The organism is Actinomycetospora sp. (assembly GCF_036497245.1).
GTDB lineage: Bacteria > Actinomycetota > Actinomycetes > Mycobacteriales > Pseudonocardiaceae > Actinomycetospora.
The window spans coordinates 1-22735 of the sequence record NZ_DASXJS010000098.1; the positions used below are offsets into that span (position 1 = coordinate 1).

Genomic DNA, 22735 nt, shown 5'->3' on the forward strand with positions numbered 1-22735 from the left:
CCCGACCGTCGGGAACGTCCACGAGATCGCCCACGGGATCGACCCGGGCGCGCGGATCGCCTACGTCGACTTCGAGCCGGTGGCGGTCGCCCACGCCCGGGAGATCACCGCCGACCTGGGCCCGGTGACGGTGACCCGCGCCGGCGTCCGCGATCCGGAGTCGGTGTTCGCCGACCCCGGGGTGGCGCGCCTGCTCGATCTCACACGGCCGGTCGGGGTGCTCATGGTGGCGGTCCTGCACTTCGTGGCCGACGACGCCGCCGGGCTCGTCGGTCGATACCGGGACGCGCTCGCCCCGGGCAGCGTCGTCGCGATGAGCCACAACAGCGACGACCAGGACGACCCGGCGCTCGCGGCGGCGCTGCACGGCGTCGGCGAGGCCATGCGCGGGAGCGCCACCGAGCTCACGTTGCGCACCCGCGCGGAGCTCTCCGCCTTCTTCGCGGGACTCGACCTGGTCCCGCCCGGGCTCGTGGACGTCGCCGACTGGCCCACGCCCGGCGCCGCGCCTCCGGTCGGCGTCTACGGCGCGGCCGGGATCGTGCCGGGCTGACCCGCTTCTCACCACCGCTTCGCCGGGCGAGGCGCACCATGGGGTCATGGGTGAGGACGCGGACCGGGTACCGGCCGAGCCCCCGGATCTCCGGGTCGGCCACGACGAGCGGGCGGCGGCGCTGCGCGCGCTCGACACGCACTTCGAGGCGGGGCGCCTCGACGTGAGCGAGTACGGCGACCGCTCCGGCACGGCCGGCGCCGCGACCCACCGCCACGAGCTCGAGGAGCTGTTCACCGACCTCCCCGCGCCGCACCCGGAGTTCGCGGCGCCGCACTCCGCCTCGGCGGCCGTCTCCGAGCGAGCCCCCGAGCACCACCCGCTGCGCCACCGACACACGGCGATGGCGCTCCTCCCGCTGCTGGCCGTGATCGGCATCGTGCTGCTCGTCGTGGTGGGCGGGCAGCCCGCGGGCCTGGCGTTCTTCCCGATCGTCTTCCTGCTCGCCGGGCGCTTCGGACCTCGCCGGTTCTGATCGCCGCACCGCGACGCTAGGGTGCCCCGGGCCGCATCGGGGTGGCCCGACGACTCCGGAGGCCTGATGAGCCGCGACATCCGAACCGTGATCGACGGCCTGACCTTCACCGAGTGCCCACGCTGGCACGACGATCGCCTCTGGTTCGTCGACTTCTACACCCACCGCGTCCTGTCGGTCACCGAGAACGGCGCCGACCTGCGCACCGAGGCCGAGGTCCCCGAGCAGCCCTCCGGACTGGGCTGGCTGCCCGACGGCCGGATGCTCGTCGTCTCGCAGCGCGACCAGCGCATCCTGCGCCGCGAGTCGGACGGGACCCTCACGACCCACGCCGATCTCTCCGACGTGGTGTCCTCGCAGCTCAATGACATGATCGTCGACACGAGCGGCCGAGCCTGGGTCGGGAACTTCGGCTTCGACCTCATGGCGGGCGACCCGGTCGCGCCGACGTCGCTCCACCGCGTCGACCCCGACGGGAGCGTCCACCTCGCGGCGAGCGACATGTGGTTCCCCAACGGCAGCGTCGTGACCGCGGGTGGCCGGACGCTGCTGGTCGACGAGACCCTGGGCAACCGCATCTCCGCCTTCGACATCGCCGACGACGGCGGGCTGGGCCGCCGCCGGACGTGGGCCTCGTTCGGCCCGCTGCCCACCGAGACCGACCAGGAGAAGGCCCTCGGCGAGCTGTCGGTCGCCCCCGACGGCTGCGCGCTCGACGCCGAGGGCTGCCTGTGGATCGCCGACGCCCTGGGAGGGCGGGCGATCCGGGTGCGCGAGGGCGGCGAGATCGTCGACGAGGTCTCCCCCGGGACCGGCGTCTACGCCTGCGGCCTCGGCGGCTCCGACGGGAAGACGCTCTACCTCTGCGCGGCGCCGGACTTCCTCGAGCACAACCGGCGCGCGGCCCGCGAGGGGGCCATCCTGGCCACGACCGTCGAGGTGGGTGCCTCCGGCTCGTGAGCAGCGCACCTCTCGACGTGGCCGGGCCGGCCCACCGGGGGGCGGCGGGGCTCCAGGGTGACGGCCCGGCGAACCGCTCGGGGCTGTGATCGGGAGAGCTCTCGAGGGGGCGCGGTGATGACATCCGGGGCCGACCCGGCTCCGCGGCGAGGCGGACTGCCGCCCGCCGTGGTCGTGCTGGTCGGCGGCGCGGCCGCGGTGATCCTGGCGACCGGCGTGCGGGCGGTGGCCTGGCTGGTCGCGCCGGTCATGCTCGCCCTCGTCGTGGTGATCACGGTGCGGCCGGTCCACGGGTGGCTGCACCGGCGTGGGCTCCCCCGCTGGGCGGCGGGTGTGGTGCTGGTGATCCTGGTCTACGCGGTGATCGTCGTCCTGGCGGGCGGGATCGTGGCGTCGGTCGCGCGCCTGGTCACGCTGCTGCCGGGGTACCGCGCCGAGGCGGCCGAGCTGCTCGGGTCGCTGTTCGTGGTGCTGCGCGAGCACGGCATCGGCCCGGTCCCGCTCGCCGAGCTCGCCGGCTCGCTCGACGTCGGGCGCGTCGCGGGCGTGCTCGGGACCGTGCTGGGCGGGGTCGTCGGGCTGACCGGGAACGTGGTGTTCCTGCTGTCGGTGATGCTCTTCCTGACCATCGAGTCCGGGGGCTTCCGCGCGAAGCTCCACGTTCTCGCGGAGGCGCGCCCCGGGTCGGCGGCGGCCCTGGAGGCGTTCGCCGTCAACACGCGGCGCTTCCTCGTCGTCACCACGGTCTTCGGCCTGCTCACGGCGGTCGTGGACACCGTGGCCCTGCTGGCGCTGGGGATACCGCTGGCCCTGCTGTGGGGCGTGCTGGCGTTCATCACCAACTACATCCCGTACGTCGGGTTCTTCATCGGGGTCGTCCCGCCCGCCGTCCTGGCCCTGCTCGAGGGCGGCTGGTCGCGCTGCCTGCTCGTCGTCGTCATCTACCTGGTGGTCAACTTCGTGCTCTGCTCCCTGGTGCAGCCGCGCTACGTCGGCGACGCCGTGGGGCTCTCGCTGACCGTGGTGTTCCTGTCCCTCGGGTTCTGGGCCTGGATGCTCGGACCGCTCGGCGCGGTGCTGGCCGTCCCGTTGACGTTGCTGGTCAAGGCGGTGCTCGTCGACGCGCACCCGGGCGCGTCCTGGGTGTCGGCCATGCTCGCGGCCCGGGCCGTGCCGCCGGCGGCCGACGGGGACGACGACGCCGTGACCGCCGAACAGGGCGGGGATCCGTGACTCCGGGGCGTCACCCGTTGCGATGAACGGGTCGCGTGGCCCGTGACCCGAGAGCGGATCCCGGTGTTGTCAACACGTCATCCAACGGTTGCCGAGCCTGATCCGGGCGACCGAGCTCCCCCCAGGAAGGACCCGCCGCACATGGCGACCCTGCGCAAGACCGTCCTCGCCACGGCCATGATCTCGACCGGCCTGGTCTCCACCGCCGGCATGGCCATGGCCACCGATCACGGCCACGACGGTGGCGACGGCGGCCACGGGAAGACGGTCCAGGAGGGGCTGGTCAACATCAGCGACTTCTCCCCCAACACCACCGGCGACCTGTGCAACAACGACGTCCCGGTCAACGCCGGGGGCGTCCAGGTGCCGATCCAGGACCTCGGCCTGAGCATCCCGCTGCTCTCGAAGGCGGGCGACTCCCACGGTGGCGGCGGCAACTCCGCCACGAACACCGGCAGCTGCGGCAACGGGATCAGCGCCCAGAACTGACGGCGCGCGGCTTGCCTACCGGAACCTTGTTCCGTATGTTTTGCGGAACAAGGTTCCGTTAGGTCTCCAGAAGGGCGACGCCGTCATGTCGCACACCCCCGGTCCCAGCTTCGGGATCGCCACCGCCCCGCAGCAGGTGGACTACCAGGACATCGCGCGGGTCTGGCACGAGGCCGACAGCGTCCCGGAGATCGAGCACGCGTGGTTGTTCGACCACCTCATGCCGATCGGTGGGGACCCCGACGGGCCGATCTTCGAGGGCTGGACGCTGCTCTCCGCCCTCGCAGCCCAGACCCGCCGGCTGCGCCTCGGCGTCCTGGTCACCAGCAACCGGTTCCGGCCGCCCGCGATGCTGGCCAAGATCGCCACGACCGTCGACATCGTCTCCGGGGGCCGGCTGGTCCTCGGGATCGGAGCCGGTTCCCGACCGAGCCACCCGCTGGCCCGGCGCGAGTACGACGGCCACGGCCTGCCCTATCACGACTTCGGCGCCTCGGTGGCCGCGCTCGACGAGGCGTGCACGATGATCAAGCGCCTGTGGACCGAGACCGAGCCGTTCGACTTCGCCGGTGCCCACGTCGAGCTGACGGGCGCGTTCGGCAACCCCAAGCCCCTCCAGCAGCCCCACCCGCCGATCCTCATCGGCGGACGCGCAGCGGCGACGCTGCGGGTGGTCGCAAAGCACGCCGACCTGTGGAACATCCCCGGCGGGGACCTCGACGACGTCGTCGCCCGCAGCGCCCTGCTGGACCGCTACTGCGCGGACATCGGGCGCGACCCCGCCTCGATCACCCGCTCGATCCACCTGCCGGTGTCCTACGACGAGCCCGGGTCAACCCGCAAGGCGGTCGACGAGGCCCTCGGGGCCGGTTTCACGCACGTCACCCTCGGGCTCCCGGCGCCCTGGCCCGTCGGGGTCGCGCAGTGGGTCGCCGACGAGATCGTCGTCCCGTCGCGCTGAGGCCCGGCGGACGCCGGCCGGTCTAGACTCGCTCCACCGTCGTGGGTGGGGGTCCGATGGTCGGCGAGCCGGACGAGGGTGGGCCGCCGAGCGTCGGGGCGGGCCCCTCGCTCGTGTGCCCGGAGCTGGTCGGGCGCGACGCCGAGGCGGCCCTCCTGCGCCGCCGGGTCGCGGCGGCCGCGGACGGCTCGGGCGGGGTGGTCGTCCTCGTCGGGGAGGCCGGCGCGGGAAAGTCGCGGCTGGTCCGCGAGACCACCGCGACCGCCCGGGCCGCGGGGGCGACGGTGCTGTTCGGGCGGGCCGTGCCGGGCCCGCATCCGGTCGCCTACCGGCCCCTCGCGGAGGCGCTGCTCGCGGCCTCGCGCACCGGCCTCGACGTCGAGGGCCCCGAGCTCGCGGGCTTCCACGGCCATCTCGGCAGGATCCTCCCGGCCTGGCGCACCGGGTCCGGCGCCGGCCTCGACGACTCGCCGGTGCTGCTCGGCGAGGGAGTGGCGCGGCTGCTCGGGCTGATCGGTCGCGACCACGGGTGCCTGCTCGTCCTGGAGGACCTGCACTGGGCCGACCCGGAGACCGTCGACGCCGTCGACTACCTCGCCGACGCCCTGCACGGCTCCCCCGTGCTGTGCGTGTGCACGGCGCGGCCCGACGGTGCCGCCGCCGGACTCGTCGAGCGGCTCGCGCGGCGGGATCCGGGCTCGACGATCCCGGTGTCCGCGCTGCCACCGCTCGACGTCGACCGGATGGTGACCGCGTGCCTGCGGACGACCGCGGTGCCCGCCGAGCTGGAGGCGTTCGTCCGCACGCACAGCGAGGGCATCCCGTTCCTCGTCGAGGAGCTGCTCGCCGGGCTGGTGGCCTCGGGGGCCCTGACCGTCGACGGCGGGCGCTGGGCCGGTCTCGGCGAGCTGGTCCCGACGGTGCCCGCGAGCCTGCGGGAGTCGATCCGGCGGCGGCTGGGCACGCTCGACCCCACGACGCGGCGCGTGGTCGACGCCGCCGCCCTGCTCGGGCGGCGCTTCGACTGGCAGCTGCTGCCGGGGATCGCCGAGGTCGACGGCCGCGACGTGGTGGACGGGCTGCGGGCCGCGCTCGCCGAGCAGCTCGTCGCCGTCGAGGGGAACGCGTTCTCGTTCCGCCACGCCCTCACCCGCGAGGCGGTGCTCGCCGAGGTCCTCCCACCCGACCGGATGCACCTTGCCCGACGCGCCTGGCCCGCCATCGAGCGGGCGCACCCCGGCCTGCCCGGCGCTGTCTGCGAACTGGCGGCCGAGCTCGCGGAGGCGGCCGGCGCCCCGGAGGAGGCGGCCGACCGGCTCGTCGAGAGCGCGCGCCGGGCGCTGGGCGCCGGTGCCCTGGTCACGGCGGAGGCCACGGCCCGGCGTGCCCGCCGGCTCGCCTCGGCGGGGAGCCCCGTCGCGCTCGACGCCGACGGGACGCTGGTCCGCGTCCTCGTGGCCGCGGGCAAGCCCGGGGACGCGCTGGCGGTGGGGCGCGAGGTCGTCGGGCTGCTCACCGACGACCCGGACCGCCGGGCCGACCTGCTGGTCGTCCTCGCCCGGGCCGCACTGGCAGCCGGGGACACCGCGGTCGCCGTCGGGTACGTCGACGCCGCCCGCACCGCCGCCGACGAGGGCCGCGACCGGGCGCTCGGGGCGCGGATCGACGCCGTGGCGGCGCACGTCGCGCTGGACGACGACCGGCTCGACGACGCGGCCGCCCTCGCCCACGCCGCCGTCGACGGAGCCGCCGCCACCGCTCAGCCGGCCGTGGAGTGCGAGGCCCTGGAGGTCCTGGGGCGGGTCGCCAGTGCCGACGGCGCCGACGCGGCGATCCCCTGGCTGCAGCGGGCGTCCGACGTCGCCGAGCGCCACGGCCTCGCGGACCGGCACCTGCGGGCCCGGCAGGAGCTCGCGCTGGCAGGGTGGGCCCGCGGCGACCTCCGTCCGCTGCGCGAGACCCGCGACCTGGCGCAGCGCTACGGGGCGCTGATCACCACGGCGGTGATGGACCTCAGCCTCGCCGACGTCGCACTGTCGAACTTCGACCGGGACGGGTGCCTGACCACCGCGCGGTCCTGCGCCGAGGCGAGCGGGCGCTACGGGCTCGCCACCGGACCGGTCGCCCACCTCTGGCTCGCCGGGGCGCACGCCCTGGCCGGTGACGACGCCGCGATGCAGGCGGCCGTCGACGCCGCGCTGGCCCGCGACCCGGCCGACCCCCGCATCCTCGGCGACCTCTACGGCCGGGTGCTGGCCACGCGGGCCGTCGTCGCCGACGACCTGGACGCCCTCCCCGGCCTGCTCGACACCATGATGGAGCACGTCCGGGTGGCACCACCCCGGAAGTCGATCTACCCGGGCCGCGCGCTGTGGGTGACCCTGCACGCGATCTCCGACGACGACCTCGGCGCGGCTGCCCGGGCCGAGTTCGCCGAGACCGCCCCCGCCCTCGGGGTACCGCTGTTCACCGAGGCCCTCGCGGTCGTCGACGCCATCGTGCGAGGGCGGCGCGGGGACGCCGACGGCGCCGCCGCCCTGATGGCGACCGCGCACGCCGGGCTCCGGACCGCACCCCTGGGGACCGGCCTCGTCCACGCCCAGCAGCTCCTGGTGGCCCGGGCCGCCGCCCGCGACGGCTGGGGCGACCCGGTCGGATGGCTGCGGGAGTGCGAGGCGTTCTTCGCCGCGGGCGGGTTCGAGCGCACCGCCCGACGCTGCCGTGCCCTCCTCGGCGCCACCGGGGCGCCGGTGCCGCGCCGCGGCCCCGGAACCTCCGACGTCCCGCTCCCGCTGCGGGCCCTCGGCGTCACCGGTCGGGAGCTCGACGTGCTGCGGCTGGTGGCGCAGGGCCGTTCGACGCCCGAGATCGGGGCCTCGCTCCACCTCTCGCCGAAGACCGTCGAGCGGCACCTGAGCAGCCTCTTCGACCGGACCGGGGTGCGGAACCGCGCGGCCCTGGGGGACCTCGCCCGCACCCACGGGGTCATGGATGGGTGAGCCCCTACGTTGGATGGGGGTGCGCATCCCGATCCGCCGGGGGTGGTGCCGGGACCACGCTCGTCGCATGCAGACATCGGTCCACGAGATCTCCGAGGGCGTCTATCGGCTCTCGACGTGCGTCCCCGAGGCCGCTCCCGGCGGCCTCACCTTCAACCAGTACCTCATCGACGCCGACGAGCCCATGCTCTTCCACCTCGGCCCCCGGCGGATGTTCCCGATGATCGCGGAGGCGGTCGGGAAGGTCCTGCCGATCGAGCGGCTGCGGTGGCTGAGCTTCGGCCACGTCGAGTCCGACGAGTGCGGCGCGATGAACTCCTGGCTCGACGCCGTCCCCGGCGCCGAGGTGGTGTTCAACGAGCTCGGCTGCCTCGTCTCGGTCGACGACCTGGCCGACCGGCCGCCGCAGCACATGATCGACGACGGCACCTATCAACTGGGCGGCCACCACATGCGCGCCCTGCTCACGCCGCACGTTCCGCACGGCTGGGAGGCGCAGGTCCTCTTCGACGAGACCACCCGCACCCTGTTCTGCGGTGACCTGTTCACCCAGCTCGGCGACGGGCCGGCGATAGTGCACGACGCCGACCTGATCGGGCCTGCCATGGCGACCGAGGACATGTTCGGGGCGACCGCCCTGACGACGTCGACCGGCCCGACGCTGCGCCGCCTGGCCGACCTGGAGCCGCGCACCCTGGCGCTCATGCACGGCCCGGCCTTCGCCGGGGACTGCGCGGGCGCGCTGCGCGAGCTCGCCGACGCCTACGAGGCCCGGCTCGCCGTCGGGAGCCCGGCATGAGCGCCCGGGACGGAGAGCCCGTCATGACCACCCGCGTCGAGGACCACCGGCCGATCGAGCGGCCCGAGACCGTGGAGCTCGGGCGCACCGAGACGTCCCGGATGGTGGCCCTCCTCCGGGACCTGCGCACCCCCGACTGGGCGCGCCCGACCGACTGCACCGAGTGGGACGTGCGGTCGCTGGCCGGCCACGTGCTCGGCATGACCGAGACGTTCACGAGCGTGCCCGTCGTCGCCCGCACCATGATCGGCGCCGGAAGGGCCCAGCAGCCCGGCACGACGTTCATCGACACCATGACCGCCCGTCAGGTCCGGGCCAACGCCTCGCTCACGACCGGCGAGCTGATCAGCCGCATGGGCGCGGCCGGACCGGTCCAGGCGCGCTGGCGCGGGAGCAGGCGGCTGATGCGCGCCCTCCCGATGCCCAACGACCTGCGGGACGGCACCACCGAGACCTGGAAGTTCGCGTTCATCCTCGACGTGATCCTCACCCGCGACACGTGGATGCACCGCGTCGACGTCGCGGTCGCCACCGGCCGCCCGCTCGAGCTCACCCCCGCCCACGACGGACGGATCGTCGCCGACGTCGTCGCGGAGTGGGCCCGCCGCCACGGGCAGCCGTTCCGGCTGCGCCTGACCGGTCCCGCCGGCGGCGGGTTCACCCACGGCGAGGGTGGCGATGAGCTGACTCTCGACGCCGTCGAGTTCTGCCGGACCATCGCGGGCCGGCTGCCGGGCGAGGGGCTGCTCGCCCAGGAGGTGCCGTTCTGAGGACGGTCCAATCTGATCCGCGCGCCACCGAGGCTGGTCCGGCGGCCCCGGACGTGGCAGCGTTGCCGGGTATGGAGATCGGACCCGTCCGCCGGCGCTTCACCGCCGAGCCGGCCAGCTCGCCCGTGCCGGGAGAGGCACCCGCGGTGCACGAGCAGTCGGCGGTCGAGCGGGCGCCGGTCTCCCTCGATCAGGACACCGTCCCGAGGACGAGCGCGCGGCCCGACCGCCCGTCGTGACCGTCCCGCCCCGGCCGGATCGTCGCGACGGGGCCGCGGACACCGCGCCCGCGAGCGTCCCGGACGTCCCCGACGCCGTCCTGGGCTGGCGGACGTGGCGCGTGGGCCGGCGGGCGCAACGCCGGACGGAGCTGATCGCTCCGCTCGCGGGAGCGCCCTGGCCCGCGGCGCGACCCCTCGTCGCGTCGTGCGGATCGCGGAACCACACCCCGCCCGGCGACACCTGCCGGTGTGGGCTGTACGCGGTGGCCGACCCCGGGATCCTGGAGTGGGGCCCGTCCGATCACGAGGTGCTCGGCGTGGTCGCGCTGTGGGGGCAGGTCGTCGAGGGCGCCCGTGGTTGGCGCGCCTCCCGGGGCTATCCGCGGTTCCTCGTCACCGGGCCGGGCATCGCCGGCGAGCAACGCGCCGCCCTGGCCCGCCGCTACCGCGTCCCGGTGCACCCCTCCGAGGTGCCGCCGAAGATGCTCGCCAGGCTCCTGGGCGGCGACCGCGCGCTCGCCGACACGCTCCGTCTCGGCCCGGACGTCGAGGTGGAGGCCCTGCTGGCCGCCCACATGCCGGACTGGGTCGACCGGTGGCAGGCGGGGTGCCTGGTGAACGACACCGCGCGACGACCACGCCTGGCGGTCCTCGGACGGTCGTGGCGCCGGCGCTGACCCGGGGCGTGCTGAACCGGGGCGCCGACCGGGGCCTCAGCCGACGGCCGACGTCCTCGAGTCCTGGTCCGATGTCCGCGTGACGTCGCCGAGCAGGCCCGCGTCGTAGGCCGCCACCACGGCCGCCCGCCGGTTGTTCACACCGAGCTTGGAGTAGATCGCGCCGATCTGGGACTTGATGGTGTTCAGGGAGACGTGGAGGTCGTCGGCGATCTCGCCGGTCGTCGAGAGCGACGGCAACAGCCGCAGGATCGTCGATTCCCGTCCGCTGAGGCCCGCGCGGGATGTGGCCCGCCCCTGGACGCCGGCGACCAGGGCGCGTCGCGCGAACCCGTCGGCCGACCCGAAGCTGCCGAGCTGATGCGCCATGACCTCCCGGACGGACGCCGAGGCGTGGGTGAACGGACGCATCAGGTCCAGCGGTGCGGCGCGGTCGAGCGCATCGACGAGCAGCCGCCGGGCGCGCGCCCGGTCCTGCGTGAGCAGGGCGTCGCGGACACCGAGCAACACGGCCTCGATCTCGACGTCGGGGAGAAGAGCCGGGGTGGTCCTCGCCACGACGGGCGCCACGACGTGGCCGACCAGGACGGACGGGTCGGCGGCGAGCGCCTCACGCGCCGCCATGACCGCGACGTCGCCGCTGCGTCCGACACGCACCTCGAGCCACCGTCGGGCGGCGCGGGCATGCGCCGCGTGCCCCAGGGCGAGGGCGGTCTCGTGCTCCAGGACCGCCACCAGGGCGGCCTGCGCTCCGGTCAGCTCCCGGTCCGCGAACCCCACCCGGGCTTGTTGCATCCTGTGCAGGCCACCGCGCATCCGGCCCGCATCGGACTCGGCGGCCGCACCCAGGACGGTCAGGAGCAGCTCCTGGGCCGGGTGGAGGCTCCCCGGGGCGTGCGCGAGGAGATCGGCCGCATGCCGGCGCGCGTCGTCCGGACGGGCACCGAGGAGTCCGCCGTAGGCCAGGGCCGACCGGGCCGCCACGGACCAGGCCGAGACGCCCCACCCACCGCGCTCGGACAGCGAGATCGCCTCGGTGGCATGGGAGGTCATCCGCACGGCGTCGCCCACCACCGCGGCCGCCGTGGCGAGCAACGACGAGCACTGCATCGCGAGATGATCGAGACCGAGGTCGACCGCCCGCGCGGACACCGCCTCGAGCCGCACCACCGCCCCGGAACGGTCACCCGAGACGAACAGCCGGGTCGCGCCGTCGATGGCCTCGGCCAGCGCCCCCTCCAGCCGGGCCCGAGGGCCGGACCCCTCGACGCCGCCGGTGATGCTCGCGGCAAGGTCCCCGACGGCCCGGAGCGCGCGGAACTCGGTCGCACCTGCGGTCAGGGCGCCGCGCAGGGACACGGCGGCCGGGTCCCCGGCCAGGTCGTCGAGCACGGGCAGCACGAGACGCAGCACCCCGTCATCGGCGACCCTCGCCGGTCCGAGGATCGCGCCGGCGAGGCGCAGGGAGTCGTGTTCGCCGGCGAGGACCAAGGGCATCGCCCACCGGCGGACGAGGGCGATGAACTCGTCCGTCCGGCCGGACGATCGCGCGTGGACGATGGCCTCGAAGGGACGGGCGTGGACCGCACACCACCGGGCCGCCCGGAGGTGGAGCTGCGCGCCACGGGCGGGTTGCCGGCGGCCGAGCTCGCCGGACAGGGACGACCGCACCAGGGGCTGGAGGCGGAAGCGTCCGTCCTCGGGGCCGGAGACGAGCGAGGTCTCGTGCACGAGACGCTCGAGGACCCGGCCGGCCTCGGAACGGCCGCTGAGCTGTGCGGCCAGCGACGGCGCGACGGCGTCACACACGCTGACGTCCAGCAGGAAGGACCGGTCGGCGGCGGACAGGCTTCCCAGTACCTCCTCCTCGAGGTACTCGGCGATCGCGTGCTCGGCCCCGGAGATCGTCCCGGCAGAGCTTCGGACGTCGCCCGACCGGCCGGCCGCGAGGGCGGTCAGGCGGATCCCCTCGGCCCAGCCGCCGGTCGTCACGTGCGTCGTCGACACCTGCTCGGGCGACATCACCGCACCGCACCGGGAGATCAGCGCCGCGGTCTCGGCGAGGGACAACCCCAGCTGATCGGCCCCGAGGTCGACCACGCCGCCCTGCAGTCGTAGACGCGACAACGGCAGCGCCGGCGGCCGCCGTCCGGCCAGCACCAGACGGAGCCTCGCCGGGCTGTACCGGATCATCGTCAGGAGCTCGCCGAGCACCGCGGGTGACGTGAGCTCGTGGACGTCGTCGAGGACGAGGCGGAGCTCGCCGGGGAGTGCGTCGAGCACGACGAGCAGGTGTCTCACCCCTGTCCGGTCCCCCACCGCGGTCGGCCCGACAAGGAGGTCGGCCAGCGCCGGCACACACCGGGCGACGGCGTGCGCCACGGCGGACCAGAGGCCTCCGGGCCGGTTGTCGTCCGGGTCCACCGAGACCCACGCCGTGGGCGCGGACCTGGTCCGGGCCCACTCGGCCAACAACACCGTCTTACCGGTCCCGGCCGGGGCACAGACCATGGTCACCGCGGCGCCGGCGGTGGCCCCGTCCAGGACCACCCGCAGATGCTTCCGGGGGACGAACCCGGCGGGCGGAGCCGGAGGTTCGATCTTCGACCCGAGCTCGATGTGGCCGACGACCACGGACACGGCGGGCACCTCCACACTCAAGGTCGGGTTCGACCTCGGGTCCGGGAGGTTCGCTGTCACTCAGCGTGCTCGGGACAGGATGAGAAGGGGTCATTCTCCGGGAATGAAATGGCCGCAAAGCGATCTTCGACTCAGAGCATCTTGAGCTCGCGGCCCACCCGGACGGCGTCCGAGCGACCGGCGGCGCCGAGCTTGCGATAGACCGTTTGTTGGTGCGATTTCACCGTGTTGATGGAGACGCTCAGCTCCGCGGCGATCTCAATGTTCGTGAGCGTACTCGCCAGGTAACGGAGGATGACCGTTTCCCGCCGGGTGAGCGCGCTGACGGGTACTCGCGCAGAATTCGGAGCGGCCGCGTCGCCGCTCATCCGGTCCAGCACGGCGACGGCGAATCCCGCGGCCTCGGTGCCGTGCCGGACCCGCCGGGCGAGCAGCGCGCGGAGACCGTCGGCGCGGCGCAGGAAGGGCCGTCGCAGCCGCTGGGGCGCGGCCACGATCAATGCCTGGTCGAGGGGGCGCAGCGCCGTCTCGACGTCACCCCGGGCGGCCGCGGTGAGTGCCCTCAGGATGTGGGTCGTCACCTGGTCCCGCAGGGTCGCCGACGGCCCGTCGAGAGTCGCGAGGTGACGGGCGGCGGCGTCCGGATCGCCCTCGAGCAGGTGGACGGACGCCATCGCGGCGACCGCCTCCGCGGATGTGGGGTCGCGCAGGCCGGCCAGTACCTCTCGTCCCAGATCCGGGTCTCCGAGCAGCTCCGCGATCTCGGCCCGGACCAGGAGAGCGCGGTCGTGGAGCCGGGCCGGCAGCGTCCGTCCGGCGAGCCGCGTGGTAGTGGCCAGCAGCCCGGCCAGGGCATCTTCCGGAGCGGCCTCGGCGCCGCGCTGAGCGAGCAGGATCGCTGCGGCGAGCTGGACGTGGGGTTCCGGGACCGTGCCCTCGACCTCGTCGACCCTGCGCAGCCACTCGTCGACCTCGGTGGGCTCGCCGCGGTCGAGGTGGATCCACGCCATGGCCAGGTAGGCCGGTACGACCTGGGCGATCCGGCTCGAGCCGACTCCCTCGGCCCGGGCGATCAGGTCGCGCGCGTGGGTCTGCGCCGCCGTGAGCTCGCCGCGCTCGCACTCGAGCAGCGCCCGGTGCGACCCCGCGTTGAGGTGGGGAAGGATGACGCTTCCCGCGGGCTGCGCCGCCGTCACCGCGCCCAGGTGCACGTCGGCGGCGTCGAGCTCGCCGAGCCAGAGCTCGGCGGTGCCCCGGTTGCTGAGCACCAGGACGCGGACGAGGTCCCAGCTCGACATGCCCAGCTCCACGAGCCTCGAGGGGTCGTGCGGGATGCGGCTGCACGCCACCACGACACCGTGCAGATCGCCGTGGATCCGGGCGTCGGCGACGCTGACCAGGTCGAGCAGCAACCGGACCCGACGGGCCCGCCGGGCCGACAGCTCGTCGATCCGCGCGGCGGCCGCGGTGACCAGTTCCCCGACCCCCTCCTCGAGCCCGTACACCATGCGGGCCCCGGCCAGCCCCGCGGCCAGCTCGGGCCGGGCGAGCAGCTCGTCGCGCGGAATCGAGGACAGCATTCCGTCGAGCTCGGGACCGCGACCTCGCAGGACGAACGCGAGGACATGGACGCCGACGAGCTCGGCGGCCAGGGAGAAGAGTCCACCGCGCAGGGCGAGCCGGATCGCCGGGGCCGGGAGGGACTGGCGTCGGTACCACTCGGCGGCGCGGCGGTGGCGGTCGCGGCGCACCCGCGGATCCGGCGTCCGGGTGCGCAGGACGTCGGCCACGACCCGCTGGAGCCGGAACCACCGGCCGTCGTCCCCCGGGGAGTGCACGACGAGGTTCGCCGCCGCCAGCTCGACCAGCATCTCCGCCCCGTCCGCGCGGCCGGTGACGGCGTCCGCCAGCTCGGCGCACACGTCGTCGAGGAGGGCGATGTCGCGCAGGAAGTCGACGACGGCGGCGGACTGTGGCTCGAGGACCTCGCCGAGCACGTGGGCCGCCACGGTCCGGTCCTCACCGGAGAACGACTCGACGTAGCGCGCGGTGTCCGTGCCCGCCTCCTGCAGGGTCAGGGCGGCGAATCGCAGGCCGGCCGCCCATCCCTCGGTGCGCTCCCCCAGCAGGGCGAGCTGCGCCTCGGTGATCCCGACCCCGAGACGGCCGAACATCTCGCGGATCTCGTCCGGGCCTAGGGCGAGCTCGGCGGCCCGGATCTCCGCCAGCAGTCCGGCGAGTCGGAGCCGGCGCAGGGGCCACGGAGGATCGCGCCGGGTGAGGACGATCAGTCGGAGCGGCGTGACCGGGCCCTCGACCAGGCGCAGCAGGCTCGCGGACACCTCGGGCGAGGCGACCTCGTGGAGGTCGTCCACGACCAGGACGACAGGGGTCCCGACGTGGCGCATCGCGTCGGCGACGCGCGTGGCGACGTCGCGGGCGCCGCCGTGCCCGGCGGCGACCCGGCGCAGCGTCGCGGCGTCCGGTCCGGTCAGGACTCCGGCCAGCGCGGCCGCGGCCGCGCGCCAGAACGCGCCGGCATCGTCTGCCGCGTGCCCGACGGACAGCCACGCCGCCGGTCCGGCCGACCCGCGGGCCCGGAGCCACGACCCGACGAGGACGGTCTTGCCCCACCCGGACGAAGCGGACAGCAGGGTGACGGGGGACTCCCACGCAGCGTCCAGACGGTCGTACAAACGCGGCCGATCGACGACGTGCAACGCGCGGGGAACGGTATATTTCGCGTCGGTACCGAGAACATCCACCGAGTGGAGGAACCCCTCGGAACGATCTCCGGTCACCGTCATCCTCGGCCGCTCGATACTCCGTTCAATTATTTCCCTCGACGAGATTATCATTCTCCGGGCGTGGATCGGACCCGTTCTGGTGCGCTCGGGGAATCAGCTGCTCGATGTGGTGGGACGCGACCGAATTTCGCTCGACACTGGGTGCCCTTCCGACGTCGGAGAGTGACGATCTCCGCCCGGGTCGGCTCATCCGGATTTCGCGGAAGCCGGGCATCTCGCCGGGCCGGTGCGTGGCGACCAGCGTCGTCCGTCCCCGGGAGAGCTCGACGAGATCCGTGCACAGCTGCTCGGCGGTGGCGGCGTCGAGGTGGGCGGTGGGTTCGTCGAGCACCAGCACCGGGCGGTCGGCCAGCAGGGCTCGCGCGATCCCGAGGCGCTGGTGCTCGCCGCCGGACACACCCGACCGGATTCCGCCGAGGCGCGTGTCGAGGCCGTCGGGGAGGTTCTGCCACCAGGCGCGCAGGCCGGCGCGGTCGAGCGCGTCCACCAGCTGCTCACCGGTCGCGTCGGGGCGGGCGACGAGGAGGTTCTGGCGCAGCGTGCTGTCGAACAGGTGGGCGCCGGGACCGCACCAGGCGATCCGGCCGCGGACGTCGTCGGAGAGGATCTCGCGGACGTCAACGTCGTCGAGCCGGAGCGACCCGCCGCGGAGGTCGAGCGTGCGCATGACGGCCGCGATCAGGGTGCTCTTCCCCGCGCCGGAGGGACCGCTGACCGCCAGGTGCCCGCCGGCGCCGAGATCGAGGTCGAGGTCGCTCACCGCGTCCCGGTCCGCCCCCGGCCACCGCACTTCGAGGGCACGGGCGTCGATCCTCTCGATCACGGGTGCGGGGCGGGGCGAAAGCGGCTCGGTGACGGTCGCGACGGCGCTCTCGAGGGATGCGAGCCGTCGCGCGGCATGCCGGCCCGAGGCGAGCCGTTCCGCGGCGTCGGGCAGGCCGACGACCAGTTCGGTGAGGGCGAGCGGGGTCAGGACCAGCACCGCGAACGCCGGTCCGGGCAGGGTGCCCGCGCGGAGGGCGAGGATCCCCACGACGCCGCAGCCCACCATGCTCGCCCCGAGGGCGAGCGTGGAGATCGCCCCGCCGACGCCCGTCCCGGCCACGGCCCGGCGGGTGAGCGTGGCGAGTCCCCGGTCGAGGGTTGCGATCCGGGCCCGGCGCGGTTCGGCGGCACCGAAGGCGACCAGGTCCGGACCGGCGACGAGCAGCTCGGTGGCGGCCGCCGCCACCGTTCCCCGGGTGGCGGCCGTGCGGCTCGCGGCCGCTCGGACCGCACCCAGCGTCACCGCCGGAGCGAGGACCCCCGCGCCGAGGAGGCCGGCCGCGATGACGATCCCGGCGCCCGGCAGGAGCAGGCCCAGGGCCAGCGACGTCGCCACCCCCACCACCATGGCGCAGGCGCCGGGGACGAGGGCGCGCACGAGGACGTCCTGCTGGGCGTCGACGTCGCCGATGAGCCGGGCCAGGAGGTCGCCGCGGCGCAGGCGGCCCGTGGCCGCGGGCCCGAGGCGGACGAGGGACTCCCAGACCCGGACCCGCAGGTCGGAGAGCACCCGCAGCGCCACGTCGTGGGACGCGAGCCGCTCGAGGTAGCGGAAGGCGCCCTTGGCCAGACCGAACGCCCGGACCGCGACGATCGCCACCATCAGGGTGAGCACCGGGGGATGCAGGGCCGCGGCGGAGATCAACCAGGCGGCGGTGGCGGTCAGCGCGACGGCGCAGCCCAGGGCCAGGCTCCCGGCGCCGACGGCGCCGGCGAGGCGGGCCCGGTGCGGCCACGCCGTCGCGAGCAGCCACCGGAGAGGGCGGTCCGGGGCACCCGTCGGTGCCGGTCCCGCGGGCGACGCGACCGGGAGCTCCACCGGCGGCTCGTCCCGCATCTCGGGCCGGGGGCTCGGGACCGGGTGGCCCGGTGCGGAGGCGGGTGGGCCGGGCACTGCGATGACCCGGTCGCAGAGACCGAGCACGGCGCTGCGGTGACTGACCACCACGGCGGTGCGGCCGGCGAGAGCCGCGGGCAGCGCGCCCAGGAGCGCCGCCTCGGTCTCGGCGTCGACGCCCTCGGTGGGTTCGTCGAGCAGGAGGTAGGGCCGGTCCGCGAGCAGCGCGCGGGCCAGCGCGACACGACGCTGCTGGCCGGTGGACAGCCACCGCCCGAGCTCGCCCACCTCCGCGTCCAGGTCCAGGTCGAGCTGCGCGGTCCGCATCGCCGTGGCCACCGCCGCGTCCGTCGCGTCCGGGGCGCCGAGACGGACGTTGTCCGCGACGGTGCCGCTGACTAGGAGCGGTTGCTGCGGGACCCAGGCGACGCGCGCCAGCCAGGACGAGTGGTCCAGCGCGGCGAGATCGAGGTCGCCGACGACCACCCGGCCGCGATCGGGCGCGCGCCATCCCAGCAGCAGGTCGATCAGCGTGGACTTCCCCGCCCCGCTCGGGCCGGCGAGGCCGAGGACCTCGCCGGGCGCCAGGTCGACCGAGACGTCGTCGAGGACGGGACCCGCCCGGCCGTCCACCCCGACCGCGTCGAGGTGCAGCGTCGTCGTGGACGGGTCCGGCGCCGGGAGCCCGTCGCCCGCGGCCGGTCCCACCGGGGCGAGGTCCAGGACGCGGGCGACGTCGTCGGCCGCGGCGAGACCCTCGGCGCTCTCGTGGTGGCGGGCGCTGATCCGCCGCAGGGGCAGGTAGACCTCCGGGGCCAGGACGATCACCAGGATGCCGGTGGCGAGGTCGAGCCGTCCGTCGACGAGGCGGAGACCGACCGAGACCGCCACCAGGGCGACCGAGAGGGTGGCGAGCACCTCGAGGACCAGGGACGAGAGGAACGCGGTGCGCAGGGTCCGGAGAGTGAGTCGGCGGTACCGCCCGGAGAACCGGGCGATCTCGTCGCTCTGCCGCCGGGCCCGCCCGAAGGCCGTGAGCACGTCGAGCCCGGCGACGAGGTCGAGGAAGTGGTGGCCGAGCGCCGCGAGCGTGCGCCACTGGTGGGCCACGGCGTCCCGGGTGTGGAGACCGATGAGGATCATGAAGAGCGGGATCAGGGGGACGGTCACCGCGATGATGGCGGCCGAGACCCAGTCCGCCGCCAGGACGCGGACCGCCACGGCGAGGGGCACGACCATGCTGATGACCAGATCGGGGAGGTAGCGCCGGACGTACCCGTCGAGGCCGTCCACACCCCGGCCGACCAGCGCGGCGAGCTCGCCGCCGGGTGGGAGTCCCGGGTGCCGGGGGCCGACCGCCAGGACGTGGCCGAGCAGCCGGGTACGGAGCGCGCGGGTGACGGTGGCCGAGGCCCGGTGCGCGGAGACCTCGCCCAGCCAGGCGAGCAGCGCCCGCCCTGCCACGACCGCGCCGAGCGCCGTCAGCACCCCGGTCAGCGCGCCGAGGTCCTCGCCGCCGAGGAACGCGCGGGTCACGAGCTCGGCGAGCAGCCCGGCCTGCGCGATGATCAGACCGGCCGTGAGGACTCCGGCGAGCGCGGTCAGCGTGATGTCGCGCCGGGCCGCGGCCACGTGCCGCAGGATGCGCCCGTCCACGGCCTTCACCGCGTGACGGCCGGCCCCCGGCGCGGGAGGTCGGAAGGCAGTTCGGCGGGCAGATCGGCGGGCAGACCGGAGGGCGGCTCCGCGGGCGGGGCCGGCGCCGGGTCGTCGTCCCGGTCCCGGTCGATGCCCTCCGTGGCGAACGCCCGCTCTCGGCGGATGTCCCGGGTGAAGGTGGTCGCCCAGCTCAGGACCGCGCCGAGCCGGTTGCGGTACCCGGTCAGGAACGCGATGTGCACGAAGAGCCACGCCAGCCAGCCGGTGGCGCCGGTCAGGTGGACCGGCCCGGCGGAGACGACCGCGCGGCCGCGGGAGATGTAGGCCGCCGATCCGAGGTCGTGATACCGGAAGGCTCGGACGTGGGGCCTGTCGAGGCTGATCCGTCGCCGGATCCGGCGTCCGGTGTAGTAGCCCGCCTGCATCGCGACCTCCGCGACCCCGGGCATGCCCTCGACGCTCATGGCATCGCCGATCACCGAGATCTCGGGATGGCCGGGGACGGTGAGGTCGGGATCGACCCGGATCCGCCCGACCCGGTCCCGGGGCGCGCCGGTGGCGGCGGCGAGGGCGGCGACGACGGGTGGTGCCTCGACACCGGCGGTCCACAGGACGGTGCCCGCCGCGTACCGGGTCTCGACCCCGGCGGCGTCCCGCACGACGAGTCCGTCGGCATCGACGAGCGTGACGATCGAGCCCATCGCCACCTGGAAGCCCAGCTCCTCCAGCGCATTCGCCGCGTTGCGCGACAGCGTGGGGCCGAACGACGCGAGCGGCATGTGGCCGCCGTCGAAGAGCAAAACCCGGGCCTCCTCCGGGGCGATGGTCCGGAACTCGTCGCGCAGGGTGCGGGTGGCGAGCTCGCGGATCTGCCCGGCGAGCTCGACGCCCGTGGGCCCGGCCCCCACGAGCGCGAACGTCAGCCAGCGGCGCCGCTCGGCGGGGTCCGTGGCGGTCTCGGCCATCTCGAAGGCACCGAACACCTTCCGGCGGATGGCGAGGGCGTCGCCGATGGTCTTCATGCCCGGCGCCCAGCGCGCGAACTCGTCGTGCCCGAAGTAGGACTGTCGGACCCCGACGGCGACCACGAGCTCGTCGTAGCCGAGCTCGATCCGGGTCGCCCCGGGCCGGGAGGCGACGACGTGCCGCGCGACGGGGTCGACGTCGACGACCTCGGCGAGCTCGCACCGGACGTTGCGCTGCCGGGCGAGGAGCCTGCGCAGCGGGATTGCGATCTGCCCCTCGGACAGCATCCCGGTGGCCAGTTGACAGAGCAGCGGCTGGAACAGGTGGTGCTGGGCCCTGTCGACGAGGGTGATCTCCGCGGGGGCCCGGCGCAGGGCCCGGGCCGCGAAGAGTCCGGCGAACCCGCCGCCCACGATGACGATCCGCTGGGGCTCGATCGACGCCACGCCGGTGCTTCCCGTGCTCATGACGAACGCGGGTCGTACCAGGTGTCGCCCTCGGGCAGCAGTCCCTCGGCCTCCTTCGGCCCCCAGGTGCCCCGCGCGTAGGGGTGCACCTCGACGGCGTCGCCGAGGACCGGCTCCACCACGCGCCACGCCTGCTCGACGGTGTCCTGGCGGGCGAAGAGCCAGCGGTCGCCGTCGAGCGCCGCGCCGATGAGGCGGTCGTACGGACGCATGTCCGACCCGGGCCGCGCGGCGAAGGTCAGCTCCTGGTGCTCGGCCGCCCAGCCGGCGCCGGGCTTCTTGCCCGCCAGTGTCAGGCCGACCTCGGTCTCCGGCCAGACCCGGAACCGCAGAGCGTTGGCGGCCGGGTCGGGCATGAGCCCGAAGACGTCGTGCGGGGCGGGCCGGAACCGGATGACGACCTCGGTCGCGGTGACGGGCAGGCACTTCCCGGCGCGGATGAGCAGTGGCACGCCGGCCCACCGCCACGAGTCCGCGGCCAGGCGCAGGGCGACGAACGACTCCGTCGTCGAGTTCGGGTCGACCCCCTCCACCTGGTGGTAGCCCTCGTACTGGCCGCGGACCGTCGTCTCCGGGGACAGCGGCGCGAGCGATTCGACCACCCGGGCCTTGGCGGCCTGCCAGGAGCTCAGCCCGGGCCCGTCGGGCGGGTCGGCGAGGACGGTGGCCAGCACCTGGAGCATGTGGTTCTGCACGACGTCCCGGATCGCACCCGTCTTGTCGTAGAACCGGCCGCGGTCGGCGACGTCGAAGGCCTCGGCCATCGTGATCTGGATGCCCTCGACGTGCGTGCGGTTGAGCAGCGGCTCGAGCACCGAGTTCGCGAAGCGCGCGAAGAGCACGTTCTCGACCGGGTCCAGGCCGAGCCAGTGGTCGACGCGGTAGATGGCGTCCTCGGGGAAGACCTCCAGCATGGTGGCGTTGAGCGCCTGCGCGGTCGCCAGGTCGGTGCCGAAGGGCTTCTCCACCATGACGCGTGCCCCGGCAGCCCGTCCCGCCGAGGCGATCCCGTGGGCGATCCGGCCGAACAGCGGGGGCGGCACCTCGAGGTAGAACAGGGCCCGGCCGTCGCCCATCTCGCGGGACATCGCCGTGTAGGTCGCGTCGTCGTCGAGGTCCCCGTCCACGTAGCGCAGCAGCCCGAGCATCGCGACCGCGGCCGGGCTGGTCTCGTCGAGGCCGTTGAGACGCAGCGAGGCGGCCGCGTACTCCCGGAACTGCTCGAGGCCCCATCCACTCTTGGCCACGCCGACCACGGGGACGTCGAGCACCCCGCGCTCCACCAGCCCGACCAGCGCCGGGAAGGTCTCCAGCTTCGCGAGGTCCCCGGTCGCCCCGAAGATCACCAGTGCGTCGACCCGTTCGGTTGCCATGCCGTTCTCCTGTCCCGCGTCCTGCGTCAGCGGAGTCGATCGAGGATGTGGTCGCCGACGCGCATCGCGTTGGCGATCGCCGTGAGCGACGGGTTCACCGCGCCGATGCTCGGGAAGAAACTGGTGTCGACGACGTAGAGGTTGTCGAGCTGGTGCGCCTTGCACTGCACGTCGAGCGCCGAGCTCGCCGGGTCGGTGCCGAACCTGACGGTGCCCGCCTGATGGGCGGTGGCCCCGATCGGCATCCCCTTGTGCATGTAGATGCTGTGGTGCACCAGGTGGTTCGCGTGCATTCCGAGATCGCCGAGCCTGCCCTGCAGCTCGTGGCGCAGCCGCTTGAGCGGCTCGACGTTGTTCTTCTCGTCGAGGGCCAGGTGGATCCTGCCGTCGCGTTCGAGGGTGACCCGGTTCTCCGCTTCCGGGAGGTCCTCGGCGCAGAGCCAGAAGTCGACCGCGTGGTGGGCGAGCTCCTCGAACGGCATCTCCGGACTGATCACTCCTGCCCAGTGCGGGGCGTTCGCCCGGACCTGTTCGGCGTCGGACTTCCCCAACATCTGGACGCCGCCGAGGGGGTGGTCCCAGTCGTCGGACCCGAGGTACCAGTCGTTGAGGGCGAGCGTCTTCTGGAACCGGGTGGGGTTGGGCTCCTTCGACACGGCCATCACGGCGACGTTGTTGTGCCGCATGTAGTGGCGCCCGACGGTGTCCGACCCGTTGGCCAGCCCGGCCGGGTGCCGGTCGTTGGCCGAGCGCAGCAGGAGCACCGCCGAGTTCACCGCGCCCGCGGAGACGACGACGATGTCG

17 protein-coding genes are annotated in these 22735 nt (G+C 74.6%); 11 read left to right on the forward strand and 6 right to left on the reverse strand.

Annotated features, from left to right (window positions below; translation table 11 throughout):
* The 11 genes from VGI02_RS10870 to VGI02_RS10920 form a co-directional block, all read left to right on the forward strand.
* The coding region (locus tag VGI02_RS10870) for an SAM-dependent methyltransferase (RefSeq protein WP_331627358.1) at positions 1 to 553 on the forward strand (553 nt) is incomplete at its 5' end.
* 46 nt (positions 554 to 599) lie between these two features.
* Complete coding sequence (locus VGI02_RS10875; RefSeq protein WP_331627359.1) at positions 600 to 1028, forward strand: DUF1707 SHOCT-like domain-containing protein; 429 nt, start codon at positions 600 to 602, stop codon at positions 1026 to 1028.
* A 66-nt stretch (positions 1029 to 1094) separates the two neighbouring features.
* On the forward strand, positions 1095 to 1988 hold the full coding sequence (locus tag VGI02_RS10880) for an SMP-30/gluconolactonase/LRE family protein (protein ID WP_331627360.1): 894 nt from the start codon (positions 1095 to 1097) through the stop codon (positions 1986 to 1988).
* A 117-nt stretch (positions 1989 to 2105) separates the two neighbouring features.
* The gene (locus tag VGI02_RS10885) at positions 2106 to 3221 is read left to right on the forward strand and encodes an AI-2E family transporter (protein ID WP_331627374.1); all 1116 of its coding nucleotides are present in this window, start codon (positions 2106 to 2108) and stop codon (positions 3219 to 3221) included.
* A 141-nt stretch (positions 3222 to 3362) separates the two neighbouring features.
* A complete protein-coding gene (locus VGI02_RS10890) occupies positions 3363 to 3710 on the forward strand; it encodes a hypothetical protein (RefSeq protein ID WP_331627361.1) in 348 nt (115 codons plus the stop codon).
* An 85-nt stretch (positions 3711 to 3795) separates the two neighbouring features.
* The gene (locus VGI02_RS10895; protein WP_331627362.1) at positions 3796 to 4671 is read left to right on the forward strand and encodes an LLM class flavin-dependent oxidoreductase; all 876 of its coding nucleotides are present in this window, start codon (positions 3796 to 3798) and stop codon (positions 4669 to 4671) included.
* 56 nt (positions 4672 to 4727) lie between these two features.
* Positions 4728 to 7670, forward strand: a complete 2943-nt coding sequence (locus tag VGI02_RS10900; protein WP_331627363.1) for a helix-turn-helix transcriptional regulator — start codon at positions 4728 to 4730, stop codon at positions 7668 to 7670.
* A 67-nt stretch (positions 7671 to 7737) separates the two neighbouring features.
* A complete protein-coding gene (locus VGI02_RS10905) occupies positions 7738 to 8469 on the forward strand; it encodes an oxygen-binding di-iron domain-containing protein (protein ID WP_331627364.1) in 732 nt (243 codons plus the stop codon).
* Complete coding sequence (locus tag VGI02_RS10910; RefSeq protein WP_331627365.1) at positions 8466 to 9239, forward strand: maleylpyruvate isomerase family mycothiol-dependent enzyme; 774 nt, start codon at positions 8466 to 8468, stop codon at positions 9237 to 9239. Before VGI02_RS10905 ends, VGI02_RS10910 begins: the two co-directional genes overlap by 4 nt.
* A 71-nt stretch (positions 9240 to 9310) precedes the next feature.
* A complete protein-coding gene (locus VGI02_RS10915; protein WP_331627366.1) occupies positions 9311 to 9478 on the forward strand; it encodes a hypothetical protein in 168 nt (55 codons plus the stop codon).
* Entirely contained in the window at positions 9475 to 10137 is a 663-nt protein-coding gene (locus tag VGI02_RS10920; RefSeq protein WP_331627367.1) for a hypothetical protein, read from the forward strand. The genes VGI02_RS10915 and VGI02_RS10920 overlap by 4 nt, the downstream gene beginning before the upstream one ends.
* A gap of 36 nt (positions 10138 to 10173) precedes the next feature.
* Here the strand turns inward: VGI02_RS10920 and VGI02_RS10925 are convergent, their stop codons facing one another.
* The 6 genes from VGI02_RS10925 to VGI02_RS10950 all read right to left on the reverse strand — a co-directional run.
* A complete protein-coding gene (locus VGI02_RS10925) occupies positions 10174 to 12777 on the reverse strand; it encodes a helix-turn-helix transcriptional regulator (protein WP_331627368.1) in 2604 nt (867 codons plus the stop codon).
* Positions 12778 to 12908: 131 nt separating this feature from the next.
* Entirely contained in the window at positions 12909 to 15578 is a 2670-nt protein-coding gene (locus tag VGI02_RS10930; RefSeq protein ID WP_331627369.1) for a winged helix-turn-helix domain-containing protein, read from the reverse strand.
* A gap of 28 nt (positions 15579 to 15606) precedes the next feature.
* Positions 15607 to 19122: a thiol reductant ABC exporter subunit CydD gene (gene cydD / locus VGI02_RS10935; RefSeq protein ID WP_331627370.1), complete on the reverse strand. Its 3516-nt coding sequence runs from the start codon at positions 19120 to 19122 to the stop codon at positions 15607 to 15609.
* 5 nt (positions 19123 to 19127) lie between these two features.
* Entirely contained in the window at positions 19128 to 20558 is a 1431-nt protein-coding gene (locus tag VGI02_RS10940; protein ID WP_331627371.1) for an NAD(P)/FAD-dependent oxidoreductase, read from the reverse strand.
* The gene (gene zwf, locus VGI02_RS10945) at positions 20555 to 21931 is read right to left on the reverse strand and encodes a glucose-6-phosphate dehydrogenase (RefSeq protein WP_331627372.1); all 1377 of its coding nucleotides are present in this window, start codon (positions 21929 to 21931) and stop codon (positions 20555 to 20557) included. Before zwf ends, VGI02_RS10940 begins: the two co-directional genes overlap by 4 nt.
* A gap of 26 nt (positions 21932 to 21957) precedes the next feature.
* A partial coding sequence (locus VGI02_RS10950) for a GMC oxidoreductase (RefSeq protein ID WP_331627373.1) occupies positions 21958 to 22735 on the reverse strand: 778 nt, incomplete at its 5' end.